The organism is Desulfobacula sp., from assembly GCF_030145145.1.
GTDB lineage: Bacteria > Desulfobacterota > Desulfobacteria > Desulfobacterales > Desulfobacteraceae > Desulfobacula.
In genome coordinates, this window is record NZ_JAQYWD010000042.1 from 16,979 (window position 1) to 32,423 (window position 15,445).

The 15,445-nt window shown below is 48.6% G+C and carries 12 protein-coding genes; 8 read left to right on the forward strand and 4 right to left on the reverse strand.

The window, feature by feature from the left end; all coding sequences use genetic code 11:
* Positions 1-152: 152 nt before the first annotated feature.
* The gene (locus Q1Q15_RS20790; RefSeq protein WP_300464273.1) at positions 153-1,559 is read right to left on the reverse strand and encodes a sigma-54 dependent transcriptional regulator; all 1,407 of its coding nucleotides are present in this window, start codon (positions 1,557-1,559) and stop codon (positions 153-155) included.
* Between the two features lie 8 nt (positions 1,560-1,567).
* Positions 1,568-4,330, reverse strand: coding sequence for a cache domain-containing protein (locus Q1Q15_RS20795; protein WP_300464275.1), 2,763 nt, complete (start codon positions 4,328-4,330; stop codon positions 1,568-1,570).
* A 275-nt stretch (positions 4,331-4,605) separates the two neighbouring features.
* Between Q1Q15_RS20795 and Q1Q15_RS20800 the strand changes: the two genes are divergently transcribed.
* The gene (locus Q1Q15_RS20800; RefSeq protein WP_300464276.1) at positions 4,606-5,322 is read left to right on the forward strand and encodes an ABC transporter ATP-binding protein; all 717 of its coding nucleotides are present in this window, start codon (positions 4,606-4,608) and stop codon (positions 5,320-5,322) included.
* Between the two features lie 34 nt (positions 5,323-5,356).
* Here the strand turns inward: Q1Q15_RS20800 and Q1Q15_RS20805 are convergent, their stop codons facing one another.
* Both Q1Q15_RS20805 and Q1Q15_RS20810 read right to left on the reverse strand, forming a co-directional pair.
* Complete coding sequence (locus Q1Q15_RS20805) at positions 5,357-6,853, reverse strand: hypothetical protein (protein ID WP_300464277.1); 1,497 nt, start codon at positions 6,851-6,853, stop codon at positions 5,357-5,359.
* Between the two features lie 42 nt (positions 6,854-6,895).
* The gene (locus Q1Q15_RS20810; protein ID WP_300464278.1) at positions 6,896-7,657 is read right to left on the reverse strand and encodes an NRDE family protein; all 762 of its coding nucleotides are present in this window, start codon (positions 7,655-7,657) and stop codon (positions 6,896-6,898) included.
* 103 nt (positions 7,658-7,760) lie between these two features.
* Here Q1Q15_RS20810 and Q1Q15_RS20815 point away from each other — a divergent pair, with 103 nt between their 5' ends.
* The 7 genes from Q1Q15_RS20815 to Q1Q15_RS20845 all read left to right on the forward strand — a co-directional run bounded on the left by Q1Q15_RS20815 (position 7,761) and on the right by Q1Q15_RS20845 (position 15,385).
* The gene (locus tag Q1Q15_RS20815; RefSeq protein ID WP_300464279.1) at positions 7,761-9,047 is read left to right on the forward strand and encodes an acetyl-CoA C-acetyltransferase; all 1,287 of its coding nucleotides are present in this window, start codon (positions 7,761-7,763) and stop codon (positions 9,045-9,047) included.
* Positions 9,048-9,316: 269 nt separating this feature from the next.
* Positions 9,317-9,472 (forward strand): hypothetical protein, encoded by a 156-nt coding sequence (locus tag Q1Q15_RS20820; RefSeq protein WP_300464280.1) that lies wholly within the window; start codon positions 9,317-9,319, stop codon positions 9,470-9,472.
* 117 nt (positions 9,473-9,589) lie between these two features.
* Entirely contained in the window at positions 9,590-10,693 is a 1,104-nt protein-coding gene (locus tag Q1Q15_RS20825; RefSeq protein WP_300464326.1) for an AI-2E family transporter, read from the forward strand.
* Positions 10,694-10,710: 17 nt separating this feature from the next.
* Positions 10,711-13,239, forward strand: a complete 2,529-nt coding sequence (gyrA, locus tag Q1Q15_RS20830; RefSeq protein ID WP_300464282.1) for a DNA gyrase subunit A — start codon at positions 10,711-10,713, stop codon at positions 13,237-13,239.
* Positions 13,196-13,939 (forward strand): DNA repair protein RadC, encoded by a 744-nt coding sequence (gene radC, locus Q1Q15_RS20835; RefSeq protein ID WP_300464284.1) that lies wholly within the window; start codon positions 13,196-13,198, stop codon positions 13,937-13,939. Before gyrA ends, radC begins: the two co-directional genes overlap by 44 nt.
* Entirely contained in the window at positions 13,932-14,195 is a 264-nt protein-coding gene (locus Q1Q15_RS20840) for a hypothetical protein (RefSeq protein ID WP_300464286.1), read from the forward strand. The genes radC and Q1Q15_RS20840 overlap by 8 nt, the downstream gene beginning before the upstream one ends.
* Before the next feature lie 14 nt (positions 14,196-14,209).
* The gene (locus Q1Q15_RS20845) at positions 14,210-15,385 is read left to right on the forward strand and encodes a phosphoglycerate kinase (RefSeq protein ID WP_300464288.1); all 1,176 of its coding nucleotides are present in this window, start codon (positions 14,210-14,212) and stop codon (positions 15,383-15,385) included.
* Positions 15,386-15,445: the final 60 nt, after the last annotated feature.

Sequence of the window (15,445 nt, forward strand, 5' to 3'; positions counted from 1 at the left end):
TAAATAATAACAGGTAGTTGTGATTGTTAAGATAGGACGATGCAACGGAATTGAATGGCGCATTCCTATAAACAGGAAAAATATTATTCCTGTTTATAGGAATGGAGAATCAGAAGCTTGAATAACCCTTAGGTTGAGACTGTCTAATATTTTCAGGAGGCGCTGAATCCGGACAGATGGTGCTTTTTTAGCAGGCTGTATAGCCGGGACTGGGAGACCCCGGAAATCCGGCTTGCTGCCTCCCGGTTTCCCTTAGCCCTGCGCAGCAGTATTTTTAGATACGTTTTTTCAATTTGATTTCGATACGCCTGCAAAGTGGGCAGGTCATCTCCGGCATCCAGGCTTTCAACCGTCTGCGGCCTGGGGTTTGTTCCCGAAACCGGATCAAACGCCAGCCGGGCTGCCCGGTATTCCGGCGGAAGGTGTTTGGGAAATAAGGTGGGGTCCTGTCCTGCCGAAGCCAGTACATATTCTAGAACATTCATCAGTTCGCGCACATTTCCAGGCCAATGGTGGGCTGCCAGGGTTTGAAAAAATTCTGGAGAGATTGCCTTTGTTTCAATGCCGTAGCGCTGTGCCAGCACATGTGTCTTTTTAATGGTGATGTCTTCAATATCCTGCTGCCCCCGTTCCCGTAAGGGAGGAAGCTGGATTTCCATGGCCCGGATCCGGTATAAAAGATCTTCCCGGAATGTGTTTTTTTTGACCATTTCATCCAGATTCAGGTTGGTTGCTGCAACCAACCTGAAGTCCACCCTTTTTTCCGATTTGCCGCCGATGCGTCGCACATAGCGTTCCTGGAGCGTACGTAAAAAAGTTTTCTGGATATTCAATGGCAGATCCCCCACTTCATCCAGCAAGAGTGTCCCGCCATCCGCCTGGGCAATCAAGCCATCCTGTCGATTATTCGCACCTGTAAATGCGCCTTTTTCATGACCGAACAGGGTGCTCTCCACCAATGTTTCGGGCAGTGCCCCGCAATCCACGGCAATAAAAGGCTTTGTGTTTCTTTTACTGTTTTCATGGATAGCCCTGGCAAATAACTCCTTGCCAGTACCGGTTTCACCAGTAATCAAAATACTTGCATCGGTCACTGCGGCCCTGGCAACATTTTCCAGGCATTTGCGAAGGGCATCTGATTCCCCCACAATATTTGATCGAATCAAAGGAACCGGAGGGCTCGAGGTCTGTTTTTCCCTGCGGTATTGCAGGGCCCGGGTAATGGGAAGAGACACCTCGTCCAGAAGAAAGGGTTTTTGCACATAATCCCATGCCCCGTATTTAAACGCCATTTCAGCTCCCCTGATATCTCCTGTACCCGTAATAATGATAACTTCAGGTCCGGACGGTGCCTTCATCAGGTCCGGCATGATTTCCAGACCATTGCCGTCGGGAAGCTCCAGGTCCAGAAGGATAAGGTCAAAACACGATTCAGTGTTGAGATCAAGACCTTTTTTCAGGGTATTGGCAACATAGGGCTCATGCCCCATCTGTTTTAGCAGCTGGCTGAAGAACAAACAGATTTTTGGATCGTCATCAATTATTAATACCTTGATCATACCACTCCCTATTTTTTAGTTTTTTTGCCCAGGGCCTTGGTGACGACCTGGGCGAGCTCGCCGGCGATCATGGGTTTCATGATCATTTCAAAAATTCCATGATCTTTCATCCGTTGTGCCGTTAACCCCTCGCTGAAACCCGTACACAGGATGATGGGGATATCCGGCCTTAATGCCATTATCTGTTTTGATAATTCAAGACCGTTCATTTGGGGCATGGCCATGTCGGTTAACACAAGATCATAACCCTTGGGGTTTTGTTTGAATTTTTTAAGTGCAGCCAGGCTATCGCTCATGCTGACCACCTCATATCCGAGTTTTGACAGCACCTGCTGCATCCAGTCAACAATGGGTTTTTCATCATCCACCAGAAGTATTCTGCCATAGTGGGTCATCAAAGTAAAATCAACAGGCACTTCACCTGTTAAGGGGGCTCCCGAATGTTCCGGCAGCAACACCTGAAATGTGGTTCCCTTACCCAATTTGCTGTGAACTAAAATCGCCCCCCCCATATCTTTAATGATCCCGTAAGCCATGGACAGGCCCATTCCAGTGCCTTCAACCCGTCCTTTGGTGGTGAAAAAGGGTTCAAAAATTTTTGAAATCACCTGTTCCGGGATACCGCACCCCGTGTCGGCAACCGTTAATTGAAGATAAGGGCCCGGTTTTAATTCTTTTGCCTGGCAGATCTCAGCGGAAAGGGTCTTCATTGCGGTGAGTCGGACATCAAGAATTCCCCCGTTTTGTTTCATTGCATAAGCTGCATTGGTAAAAAGGTTCATGAGAACCTGGTGAATCTGGGTGGCATCGGCCATCAAAAGGCTGTCCGTTGTTTCAAAATGATGTTTGATTACTATGTTGGTTGATACCGAAGCCCTTAAAAACTTCAGACATTCTTTGATCAATGGCGTGATTTTTATTGATTGTTTCTGGACGTCTGCCCTTCGGCTGAATGTCAATATATGCCTGACCAGATCCCTGGCCCTGATCCCTGCGGCCAGGACTTGATCCAGGTTCTCTTTTGTCTCCTCATCTACTTTGTTTCCCAGTTTTGCCAATTCTGTAAACCCCAGGACAGAGGATAGAATATTATTAAAATCATGGGCAATTCCACCGGCCAGGGTTCCCAGGGCCTCCATTTTCTGGGCCTGTTGAAGCCTGTTCTCCATCTCTTTGCGTTGGGTGATCTCCCGGGTGATCCCCAATACCCTGTCGGGTTTTCCATCTTTGTCCCGTAAGAAACGGGCTGTCACCTCTGTCCATATGGTTGATCCATCTTTTCTGACCTGATCCAGCTCCAGCACCCGGTGTCGGTTGGGATCCTCCCCGTCCCTCCTGTCTTTTTTCAGTTCTTCGGATATGGTTGCAGATATTTTTTTCAAAGCAGCCGGGGTCATAAATTGTCCCATATCCAGTCCAAGGAGTTCCTTGGGGGTATATCCCAAAATTCGTTCCATGGAGGGGCTGACATAGGACAAGGAAAAATTGGAAAGCTGCAATATCCAGAGGCTATCCGCTGCATTTTCCGCCAGCAGCCGATACCGTTCTTCACTTTCACGCAAGTCATCTTCAGCCTGTTTTTTTTGAATGATGTTCCACATTCCGTCCATCATCAATTGCACCTGGCGGAGATCAGATTCATTATAGGCCTCATCTTTATTCCCGACTCCGGCCAGTGCCACAATCTTTCCATTGTCGAATATGGGGATATTCATCACCCGGGAAATCTTGATGTGCCCGGGGGGATATCCCTTTTTATTCGGTGAGGTATCATAATCATTGGTAATAACAGGCTTTTTGAGTCTTATGACGTCGGCCCACAGCCCTGTTTCCTCTACGGGGCACACCAATGGCTTATCCGTGATGCCACATTGTTCCATGGCTTGTTTTGACCAGGTATGAAGGGTCAGCTGGGTTTCATCCGCATTTAAAAATGCCAGGTATCCAATACAGCTCTGGCTCAGTTTTATGGCTTCCTCCACTGCGAACTCCGTCAGTTCTTTTTGTGATGCATCGGTCATTCGACTCAATTCCAATAATTTTTCAAGACGCACCTCATTGAGATATCTGGCTGTTTCCGCCCGGCTCTTTTTCTTTTCGATTTTAACGGCCTGCCAGGTGATATAAAATGACAGGAGAATCACAATGAACAGCACGCCCGTAAACAGTTTGACAAACCCTTGGAGGGTCACTGCTGTCTCCTGGCGGATATCTTCGATATAGAGGCCGGTTCCAATGACCCAGTCCCAGGGAAGAAATCCCTTTACAAAAGAAATTTTAGGAACAATTTTTTTGGGATCATCTTTCCATTGCCATACATAGTCCACATACCCTTCACCGCTCATTTTGACCGTGTTGACAAAGGTCTCAAAAATATGCTTTCCCCTGGCATCAGTGAATTCTGTCTGATCTTTGCCTTCAAAATCGGGCCGGTAAGGATGCATGACCGCCTGGTTCTGCATATCCACTATCCAGAAATAATCCTTGCCTTCGGGGCCATAGCGCAAATTTCGAAGCGTTTTTATGGCGTTTTGTTGTGCCGCTTCAAGACTTAATTCTCCTGTCTTTACCCGTTGATCATATTCTGACACCAGGCTCCAGGTGATATTGGTCAGTTCACGGATCATTTCTTTTTTCTGATCCATCATGTGTGTTTTTTTCATGGGGATAAATATCAGAAAAATAGTCAGAACAAACAGACCATAGGTTGCATACATGGGAATAATAATTCTTAAAGATGCTGACACTGCTTTTTTTTTAGTGGCGATCATACCTCCTATTCCCTTTTTGGTGGTTCTTATAAAATATGATGGTGAATGGTCGTGGTTCGGCTTTTTTAAACCATCCCCGGCCGCCTTTTTGGGGGGGGGGGGAGGGGCGGTTGGATCGCCATCAAAGGATGACTATCATGCAACGATACGTATCAGGATGTCAATAAAATATTTTTTCACGGATTGAAGGTGCCAGGGACATCTATTGCTTGACTATGCCGGGGAATCATTCTATTCCGGAGACCAGGGAAAAAATTGTACACAAAGGGAGTTTAATGGAAAACGAACTTGTCCTTGAGCAGGTCAGTAAAAAATTTGATGATGGCAGTCTTATCCTGGAAAATATTCATCTAAGACTGCCCCGGGGCACAAAGCTGTCGATCCTGGGTCCTTCCGGCTCCGGGAAGACCACCTTGCTGAGACTCATTGCCGGACTTGAAACACCGGATTCCGGTACCATTGTGTTTAACGGTGTGTCCCTGGCAGCCTGCCCGCCCTATAAACGGAATTTTGGCATGATGTTCCAGGACTTTGCCCTGTTTCCCCATCTGAATGTAGTGGATAACATTGCCTATGGCCTGAAAATGAAAGGTATGGGAAAAGCGCAGATCGCGGCCCGGGTAAAAGAGATGCTGCTCATGACCGGCCTTACGGGGTTTGAACACCGCCATATGGATGACCTTTCCGGTGGGGAACGCCAGCGGGTTGCCCTGGCACGGACCCTGGCTCCCCAGCCCCGACTGTTGATGCTGGATGAGCCCTTAAGTTCCCTTGACAGGGTGTTGAGAAAGCGCCTGCTGTTAGAGCTGACAAGCATCATGTCCACCCTCAACATCACCACGATATTTGTGACCCATGATCATGAAGAAGCCTTTACTGCAGGCAACCGGGTGATGATCATGAATCAGGGCAGAATAGAGCAGACCGGTACGCCAATGGAACTTGTCCACACCCCGAAAAATCAATGGGTTAAAGCGTTTTTAGGGGTATAGCCCCTGGGAATAGACGGTGAGTTGACCAAATCCTTTATATCAGATCGGCTATATTCACGTTTCTATCAGGATCAAAGCGAAGCCTCACGCTGCGGCCAACCCAATTTTCAGAGGTGAGTGCCTTGAAGATATCCGGATGGTTGGGGGTGTGGGCAATAAATCGGAAATGATCCCGGGTTCGCCCATACACCACGGCATAGGAAGGGGTTTGATCGGTTGCATAAATGACCGTATACGTCTCAATGGTACCGGTTCCGGTGACCTGGTCTTTTATGTTAACGGGGGGGTTGCCGGCCAGATTTTCTTTTTGATCGGTTAGATCATGGGCGGTTAGATCACCCGGAGACGGCGTTGACCCATATATGCCGGCAGCATGTTTGTGCATGAACCAGCCCAGGGCCGTGACAAGGCCGTTGGCGCGTTCTCCCGTGGAAATTTTTTCAGCAAGGGTGGCCACTGCATGGAGGTTATAATTATTGCCCGGGCCGCCAAAAAACCCCAGGCCGCCTGTCAGGGTGAGGGGTCTTGGGTCATTATCAGCCAGGCCGATCATTTTTTTTGCAATGGAAACCGCACAGGGAAAGCAGGAATACAGATCAAAACACGCCAGGTGTTCCAAGGCGGTGCCGGACCGCACCAGGGCTTTCTCAACGGCTGCTTTGAGGGGGGGGCTATTCGTAAAGTCAGATTTTTCTATCATAAACCGCTGGCGGTCCTGGGCATACCCACCACCAAGAAAATAAACGGTCTGCCGGTTTTTTTGGGAATATTTTTTGGCCGTTTCCGCTGACATTAAAATGACGGCAGCCCCCTGATCAACCGTAACAAAGGAATTCATGTATTTGGTATAGGGAAAGGAAACCGGCCGGTTCAAGGGACCGGGGGTGATGATGTCTTCGGGGGTTTTTACGGTCCGTGTCCAGGCATGGGGATGATCTGCTGCGGTTTTGCTGAACCCGGACCACATTTGACCCACCTGCATGAGATAGGGTTTCAGATCCAGACCCGAGGCCGCCCATAAAGCGGTTTCGAACAAGGGAAATCCCTGGAGGGGGTGTTCAATCCCATGGCGCCGCTCCAGGGGGGTGGACCCGATCAGGTCATCACCGGGATAATCTTCGGGAATGCCCCTGAAAAGGGCGCTATCCACTCTTTTAGACCCCCCGTCTCGCTGGACATAGGCTTCAGCCCCCACAATGAGAACCGAATCCAGCTCCTGCCGGGCAATCATCCCGGCAGCGCGATTGATTAGGGTCTGGGGGGAGTTGCCGCCAATCCCGGAAACATGGGCGAACTTTGGGGTGGCCCCTAACCGCCGGGCCAGGTCCTGGGCCGGTGCAGCATAGTGGCGGCTCACGGTTCTGACCACCATGATCCCGTCCAGGTGGGTCAGAACCGTTTTCGACCCCATCATTTGTGCGGCTTGTCTGGACGCCTGGGCCATCAACCCCATGGGGTCCTTGGCGATTCCGTCTATGTGCTTGGGTTGCGTGACCTGCCCCCATCCTGCAACAACAATGTTTTGTTTCATAAGTGATCTTATCCTTGCGTCAAACTGAAGTGATGCCATGATTCAGGCGGGGAGAAAAAAATGGCAATCGGTAAAGATCCCCTTGTTTTCAGGGGAATAGGTTCGTTCTACCATCGTCAGGGAACCGCCCTGGTCCATGAGCATGACCGTGGAGGACCGTGTGCCGTAGGTATCACTCTGGATGAATATCGGGGACAGGATCCTTTCCCATTCACGGGTCACCCCGGTCTGGGGAAGCTGATGGTCATGGGGAACGGATTGATCTGCCAGGATCTCGAACAGGCCCTCTAAGGTGACAGTATCCCGGACCAGGGCCTGCAGTGCGGTTTTACCCGAGGTCACCTTGGGCCAGGGGGAGTCCAGAAACCGGTTGGAAAGCCCGTGGATGCCGGGGGATATGGGTTGGATCTGGTTTTTCAGATTGGAGTACCAGAAAAGGGTGCTTTTGTTGCCAAACAACAGATTAAATCCATTATATGCCCCAGCCTTCTGGGTAAATTCATTAAAGTGGGGTTCCGGGGGGGTGCCGGATGCTAGAAAATCAACGATAATTTCACCCCGTGAAGGGGCATCCGGCCGGATTGAGTCCGGGTCCCGGTAATTGGTAAGGGCCGCAAAGGTGCCGTTTTGATGCACCCCGAACCATGTACCGCCCTGCTCCAGATCTTTTCCTGCCAGGATGTCCGGGGGGGTATGCCAGAAATCCATGGCCGCAGTGGGCCTCTGGTAAAACTCATCCCGGTTGGCAGCCAAAATAAGGGGATATGGTTTGGACACTTTATATCCAAACAGGATTAAGCACATGTATAATTCCTTGTTTTTTATTGGTCTGTTTGATATTTATCTCATAATATAGTTAAAATGTAACTGTTAATGAAAAAAAAATCAATATTGATGGAGGCTTTAAATGAAAAATGTTGTTATCGTCAGTGGGTCTAGAACGCCGGTAGGGTCTTTTGGTGGATCATTAAAAACGGTTCCCGTGGTTGAGCTGGGGACGTATGTCATGAAGGATGTTCTCAAAAGAGTTGGGTTAAAACCGGTTGTGGATGCATCCCAGGATGAATTTTCTCCGGATACATTAAAAGATCAGGGCATGATTGATCTTGAAAAAAAAGGATATGATTATGATGATGCATTAACCCCGGTATGGATTGATGAAGTGATCATGGGCAATGTCCTCCAGGCCGGACAAGGCCAGAATACCGCCCGGCAGGCCATGATTGCATCGGGTATCCCCAGACAGACCACCGCGTTTACCGTCAATAAAATCTGCGGATCAGGCCTTAAAGCCATTGCCCTTGGTGCCCAGGCCATTATGGCGGGCCAGGCAGAGGTGATCCTTGCCGGCGGCCAGGAAAGCATGAGCAATGCGCCCATGGCATTGAACAAGGCCAGATGGGGTCATCGAATGGAACTCACCGGTGTGGGACAGGTCCATGACTTGATGGTATTTGACGGATTGTATGAGATTTTTTACGGATACCACATGGGACTGACGGCTGAAAACATTGTAGAAAAATACGGTATCACACGGGAAGAACAGGATCAACTCGCCTTAATGAGCCACAACAGGGCGTTCGCTGCGGTACATGACGGGACATTTGCCCAGGAAATCGTACCCGTGGTGATCAAATCCCGCAGGGGCGATACCATTGTGGATAAAGATGAACGGCCCATGGAAACCAGCATGGAAAAAATGGCCAAACTTCGCCCGGCATTTAAAAAAGACGGCAGTGTGACCGCTGGAAATGCATCCGGGATCAATGATGCCGCCGCAGCAGTGCTGTTGATGACCGAAGAAAAGGCAGATGCGCTGGGGCTTGAAAAACTGGCAACCATTAAAGCGTTTTCATCCGGCGGACTGGACCCGGCTTACATGGGATTAGGCCCTGTACCGGCCATTAGACGCGTGCTCAAACAAACGGGTATGAGCATGGATGATATTGATATGATTGAACTGAACGAAGCCTTTGCTTCCCAGGCCATTGGCTGCATGCGGGAACTCAATATTGATGTGGAAAAACCCAATGAACTGGGATCCGCCATTTCCATCGGTCATCCCATCGGCTGCACCGGGGCAAGACAAATGGTCACCGCCATTAACCAGATGAAAAGAAAATCCTATTCCACAGGCCTGATTTCCATGTGTATTGGCGGGGGGATGGGAATGGCAATGATTATCGAAAGATAAGCAGCAATTTTTATTATGGCTATAACTAAACAGGGTCAGGCTTGTGTTATTGTGCTTTTGACCAAAGCCTGAACAATTAAGGGCAGAAGCCGGCAAAAGTGTCAATAACGCAAGCCTGACCCATTGTCCAGGGACGAGCGTTTTATAATGAGAATTGCTGAAAGATAAGGTTTCCCCTTTACTTGGAAGCATTAAAATGGTAAAAAAATTTATAATTTTAACCGGGTATTAAACATTTGAAATGAGATGCATAAAGAGGTGTTATTATTATGGATATTCCCAGGAAATTAGGCATATTAATTTATACGGCAGTGCCGGCCATCGTTGGCGGTGGAATTGTATACCATTTTTTCGGAAGTTTTCTTCAAGTCATTATCTTTGAGATACTACTTGCCCTGGCAGCGTTTGGTGTGATCCGAAATTAAGGCAGGATGTTTGGCGTATTTATGTAAAGCCGCATTTGTGCAAATTTTTTGCATATTGCGGCTTTACATGGTTTTTTTATCCTTGATTTATTTCCTTGACCCCGGACGGATAGAGTGGTGAACGCCTTGGAGCAGAATATTTCTCAAAAAGCGGTGTTTGTTTTTTTTATTGTGCTGTTCTGCAGTGTGATTTTTCTTGCAGGCAAGCTGTTGGCGCCTTTTTTTGCCATTATCATATTGGGGGTGGTCTGCACCGGTGTTTTTCGACCCATTTTCAGATTTTTTTTAAAACAGCTGTCCCCCCGGGTGGCATCTGTTTTGACCTGTGCGCTGATTTTTTTTGTGATTTTTATTCCAGTGGTTTTTTTTGTGGGGGTGATTTCCAAAGAGGCGTTTACCCTGTATTCCATGGCCAAGGATGCGGTGTTTTCCAATCAATTAAAAACCCTGCTGGAAACGACCCAGGCCCTGGACCGGTTCAATGATCTGCTGGAAAGGTCAGGGATTGGCATTGTGGTGTCCTGGGATGAATTGATCCGCCCCATCTCAGAACTGGGAAAGGTGGTGGGATACTCATTGTTTGAACAGGCCAAGTTTATCACATCCAATGTGGTTAATCTGGTGCTGTATTTTGGACTCATGTTGATCGTGGTGTTTTATATGTTCATTGACGGGGATAAAGTGACGAAATATATCTACGACCTGTCTCCCCTGCCGGATGAACATGATGATAAACTCTTTGAAAAATTTATGAATATGGCCGGGGCAGTCATGATTGGAAATGGTCTTGGCGGATTGATTCAGGGGGTTGCCGGCGGGATGCTCTTTTTTTTACTGGGGTGGAACTCTCCCTTCCTCTGGGGGGTCATCATGGGATTTCTGGCGTTTTTACCCATTGTGGGGATCGGGATTGTGATGATTCCCACAGCTGCCATTTTGATGCTGAAATCACGGCTTGTTTCAGGGATTGTGGTGCTTGTGTTTTATGTTGTGCTGTCCTGGGGAATTGAGTATGTCTTTAAACCCAAAGTCGTGGGTGACCGGGTCAGCATGCATCCGTTAATCGTTTTTTTTGCCATTATCGGTGGTCTGAAAGCCTACGGCATTTTAGGTATTATTTACGGCCCCTTGATTGCCACCCTGTTTTTAACCCTTGCAGATATATATTTTTCAAGTTTTCAATTTATGATTGAGCCTGGAAAGGTTCTCAAAGAGAAGTAATTGGAGTTTTAACGTTGATGACGAATACAGACAGTAACGTGACCAGCATTGAGAAGGAAATGAAACAATCCTATCTCGAATATGCCATGAGTGTCATTATCGGAAGGGCACTGCCCGATGTCCGGGATGGCCTGAAACCGGTTCACCGGCGCTCGTTGTATGCCATGCAGCAAGTACGGAACGACTGGAATAAACCCTATAAGAAGTCTGCCCGTATTGTCGGTGATGTCATGGGTAAGTATCATCCCCATGGGGACTCTGCCATATATGACACCATTGTTCGAATGGCCCAGGATTTTTCCCTTCGATACATGCTGGTGGAGGGTCAGGGGAACTTTGGATCTGTGGATGGTGACTCTGCCGCTGCCATGCGGTATACCGAGATCCGGATGCAGAAGATTGCCCATCAGATGCTGGCTGACCTTGAAAAAGAAACCGTTGACTTTATTCCCAATTATGATGAAACCCTTGAAGAACCTTCGGTCTTGCCCACCCGACTGCCGGCACTGCTGGTCAACGGCTCCACGGGTATTGCCGTGGGAATGACAACCAATGTCCCTCCCCATAATTTGAGGGAGGTGGTTTCCGCATTAATCCATTTGATTGACACGCCTTCAATGGACGTCAATGACTTGATGGAATTCATTCCCGGGCCGGACTTTCCCACCTATGGTCATATTTATGGTACCAAAGGCATCCATGAGGCCTATAGCACCGGGCGGGGCATTATTACGCTGCGTGCCAAAGTTGAGGTTGAAGAAAACAAAAAAAACAGCCAGGAAACCATTGTTGTGACCGAGCTTCCCTACCAGGTCAACAAGGCAAAGTTAGTTGAGAAAATAGCGGAGCTCATGCGGGACAAGGTCATCACCGGTGCCTCCTTTGTCCGGGATGAATCCGACCGGGAAGGGATGAGAATCGCGGTGGGGCTGAAAAGGGATCAGATCGCGGAAGTTGTGATCAACCAGTTGTTTAAGCATACCAACCTCCAGACCAGTTTCGGCATTATCCTTCTTGCCGTTGTCAACAACCGGCCCCAGCTGTTGACATTAAAGGAAATTCTCAATCATTTTATCGAACACCGAAGAAATGTCATTGTCCGGAGAACACGATTCGATTTAAGAAAGGCAGAAGAACGGGCCCATATTTTAGAAGGCTTGAAAATCGCCCTGGATCATCTGGATCAGGTGGTGGCACTGATCCGGGCCTCTCGTTCTCCTGAAGAGGCCAGAAATGGACTGATAGCGACCTTCAGCCTGACTGCTGTCCAGGCCCAGGCCATACTTGATATGCGTCTGCAACGGTTAACCGGGCTTGAAAGGGAAAAAATCATTAACGAATATGAGGCCCTTTTAAAGGACATTGCCTGGTATAAGGAGATCCTTTCAAACGATACCGTGGTCATGGGACTGATCAAGGACGAACTGGTCGAGCTGGATGAAGAATTCGGTGATCCCCGGCGGACCAAAATCGTTGAAAGCACAGCTGAAATCAGCATTGAAGACCTGATTACCCAGGAAGACATGGTGGTGACGGTGAGTCGAAGCGGGTATATCAAGCGAAATCCAATCACCCTATATACAAGCCAGCACCGGGGGGGTAAAGGCAAAACCGCCATGGGAACAAAGTCTGATGATTTTGTGGAACATCTTTTTGTGGCGTCCACCCATGCCACCTTTTTGTTTATCACCAATCTGGGCAAGGTGTACCAGTCTAAAGTGTATGAATTACCCATGGCCGGGCGGTCAAGCCTTGGCAAAGCCATTGTCAACCTGTTGAATTTTGATGAGGGGGAAAAACTGGCCACGGTATTAACCGTTGATGAGTTTGTTGCGGACAAATATGTGGTCATGGCCACTAAAAAAGGACGGGTGAAAAAAACCGACTTGATGGCCTATTCACGACGGCGATCCGGCGGACTGATCGGGGTGAAGCTGGCTGAGGGCGATGAGTTGATCGCCGCAAGAATTACCGATGGGAACATGGATGTTTTCCTGGGCTCTGAAGGGGGAAAGGTGATCCGCTTTCACGAGAAGGATGTCCGTGCCACTGCCCGGGGCTCCATGGGCGTCCGGGGAATGCGCATTGACAAAGACGCAAAGGTGGTTGGCATGGCTGTCCTGGAAACAGAGGATACCCTGCTGACGGTAACGGAAAATGGATATGGGAAACGGTCTTCCATTGAAGACTACAGGACTCAGACCCGGGGCGGTAAAGGTGTTTTTTCCATTAAAACCTCAAAGCGGAACGGCAAAATGGTTTCCCTGATGTTGGTGGATGACCATGATGAGCTGATGATGGTGACCGATAAAGGAAAGCTGATACGCATATCCATTGAAGGGATTAATGTGATCAGCAGAAATACCCAGGGGGTAAAACTGATTAACCTGTCGACCAAAGAAACCTTAATCGGCATTGCAAGACTTCCCGAGGACGACCACTCACTGGAAGCAGATGAGCAGGAGGGCGATCCGGACGATACGCATTCGGGAGAAGTGCCGGATGAAGAGGCGCATATTGACAAGGCAGATCCCACCGATTCATAGGGGCGAAGGCCACCGGAAGCGGCTGAAGGACCGGTTTCTTAAAAATGGCCTTACCGGATTTCATGATTATGAAGTCATTGAGCTGCTGCTGACCCTGAATACCCCGAGAAGGGATTGCAAACAGAGTGCAAAATTACTGTTAAAGCGGTTTAAGACATTTCAGGCAGTCCTGGAGGCCGGGCGGGAATCCCTTTGTGAAGTTGATGGTGTGGGTCCGGAAAACAGTTTGGGTATCCGGTTGATTAAAGAAGTGTCGGACAGGTACCTTGAAAGTAAAATCCTTGCCAAAGACGTGGTGCAAAACCCCAGAGACCTGAGGGAATATTTGAATCAGACCATTGGGCATAAAACAAGAGAAGTCTTTGTGGGGATTTTCCTGGATGCTAAAAACAGGGTCTTGACATCCAGCATCCTGTTTAGCGGAACCTTGACCACCAGTTCTGTGTATCCCAGGGAAGTGCTTATCAGTGCATTACAGCACAATGCCGCTGCCGTGATTTTTGCCCACAACCATCCGTCAGGGGATGTTGAACCGTCTGCCAGTGATATCCAGATTACACGGCACCTGTTTTTTGCACTCAAGTACGTGGGAATCGTTTTGCATGAGCATATGATCGTGGGGAATGAAGGGGTTTACAGTTTTGCAGCCCAAGGGTTAATATCAAAATTTAATACAGAGTTTGAACAGACAAATGAATAAAAAAAATGACATGCCCCCGTGTTTTGGTGATCTGGAACGCGTATTTCCCATGACCGATAAGGGGCTGCGGCAGACACCGGATGAGTGCTTTTACCACTGTCCGATAAAAACACGCTGCCTTCAGCAGGCCATGGCCACCCGGGCGGGGGGTCAAGTGGAAGAAGAAATCCTTGAAAGGGGAACCCGGTCCGGGGCCATCAGTTTTTTTGAACGCTGGTCCCGGAAAAAACAGATGGCCCGAAAAATGACCGACTAATTTTGGAGGAATCCGTGAAATCCTTACGAAATATTGATGTAACCTCAAAAAGAGTTTTTGTCAGAGTAGACTATAATGTCCCTGTTGATGAAACATTGACGATTACAGATGACAACCGGATAAAGGCAACCCTGGAGCTTATTCGATATCTCCTGGCACATCATGCAAAAATTATTCTGGCCTCTCACATGGGCCGGCCCAAAGGGAAAAACGTGCCCGCCCTCAGCCTGGCAACGGTTCGCCAGCGGCTGGCACAATTATTAAATCAAGCGGTCCTGTTTGCCGATGACTGCATTGGCGAGGACGTGACAAAAAAGGTCAACCAACTTCAGGACGGCCAGATTCTGATGCTGGAGAATTTGAGATTCCATACAGAAGAAGCCGATAATGATGACGGTTTTTCAAAAACACTGGCGGGTTTTTGTGATGTATATGTGAACGATGCCTTTGCTGTTTCCCACCGGGATCAGGCATCCATTACCGGTATTCCCAAATTCGCGCCTGAATCTGCCCCAGGATTTTTGCTTGAAAAAGAGCTTCAATTTTATTACGATTCGGTTGACCGTCCTAAACGGCCCCTGGTAGCCGTCATTGGTGGTGCAAAAGTATCCAGCAAGCTGGCAGCCCTGGAGAATTTGCTCAAATTCGTGGATCGGATGATTATTGGCGGGGCCATGGCCAACACCTTTTTGAGAAGCCAGGGCATTGACACCAAGGGGTCAATGATTGAAGCCGATCTCCTGCAGACCGCATCCGGTATTATTCAAACGGCCGAAGAAAAAGGCATCGCGTTTCTGCTTCCCCGGGATCTTGTTTGCGCGGATAAATTTGATGCCTCGGCCCGGGTGAAAAACTGCCGACTGGATCAGATCCCGGACGATTGGATGGCCCTGGATATTGGCCCTGAAACAGCCAAAGCGTATGCAAAAGCCGTTGCCGATGCCGGCACCATTGTATGGAACGGCCCCATGGGGGTTTTTGAAATGGAAAAATTTATGTCCGGAACCCAGGTTGTCGCAGATGCCATTGCCGCCTCCCCGGCGGTTTCAATTTTAGGCGGCGGGGATACCGGGCTGGCAGCGAAAAAATGTGATATTGCCGATAAGGTCAGTTATATTTCCACTGGCGGTGGTGCTTTCTTGCATTTGATGGAAGGCAAACGACTACCGGGGGTGGTGGCCCTGGAATAAAATGAGACTAGGACCGCAGATGGATCAATAGACAAGCAATTTCGCTCAAGTTATAAAATT

What these genes read in the sequence shown, in the direction of transcription:
- Q1Q15_RS20790 (WP_300464273.1), bottom strand. Translation starts at nt 1,559, where the DNA reads ATGATCAAGGTATTAATAATTGATGACGATCCAAAAATCTGTTTGTTC.
- Q1Q15_RS20795 (WP_300464275.1), bottom strand. Translation starts at nt 4,330, where the DNA reads ATGATCGCCACTAAAAAAAAAGCAGTGTCAGCATCTTTAAGAATTATT.
- Q1Q15_RS20800 (WP_300464276.1), top strand. Translation starts at nt 4,606, where the DNA reads ATGGAAAACGAACTTGTCCTTGAGCAGGTCAGTAAAAAATTTGATGAT.
- Q1Q15_RS20805 (WP_300464277.1), bottom strand. Translation starts at nt 6,853, where the DNA reads ATGAAACAAAACATTGTTGTTGCAGGATGGGGGCAGGTCACGCAACCC.
- Q1Q15_RS20810 (WP_300464278.1), bottom strand. Translation starts at nt 7,657, where the DNA reads ATGTGCTTAATCCTGTTTGGATATAAAGTGTCCAAACCATATCCCCTT.
- Q1Q15_RS20815 (WP_300464279.1), top strand. Translation starts at nt 7,761, where the DNA reads ATGAAAAATGTTGTTATCGTCAGTGGGTCTAGAACGCCGGTAGGGTCT.
- Q1Q15_RS20820 (WP_300464280.1), top strand. Translation starts at nt 9,317, where the DNA reads ATGGATATTCCCAGGAAATTAGGCATATTAATTTATACGGCAGTGCCG.
- gyrA (WP_300464282.1), top strand. Translation starts at nt 10,711, where the DNA reads ATGACGAATACAGACAGTAACGTGACCAGCATTGAGAAGGAAATGAAA.
- radC (WP_300464284.1), top strand. Translation starts at nt 13,196, where the DNA reads ATGAAGAGGCGCATATTGACAAGGCAGATCCCACCGATTCATAGGGGC.
- Q1Q15_RS20840 (WP_300464286.1), top strand. Translation starts at nt 13,932, where the DNA reads ATGAATAAAAAAAATGACATGCCCCCGTGTTTTGGTGATCTGGAACGC.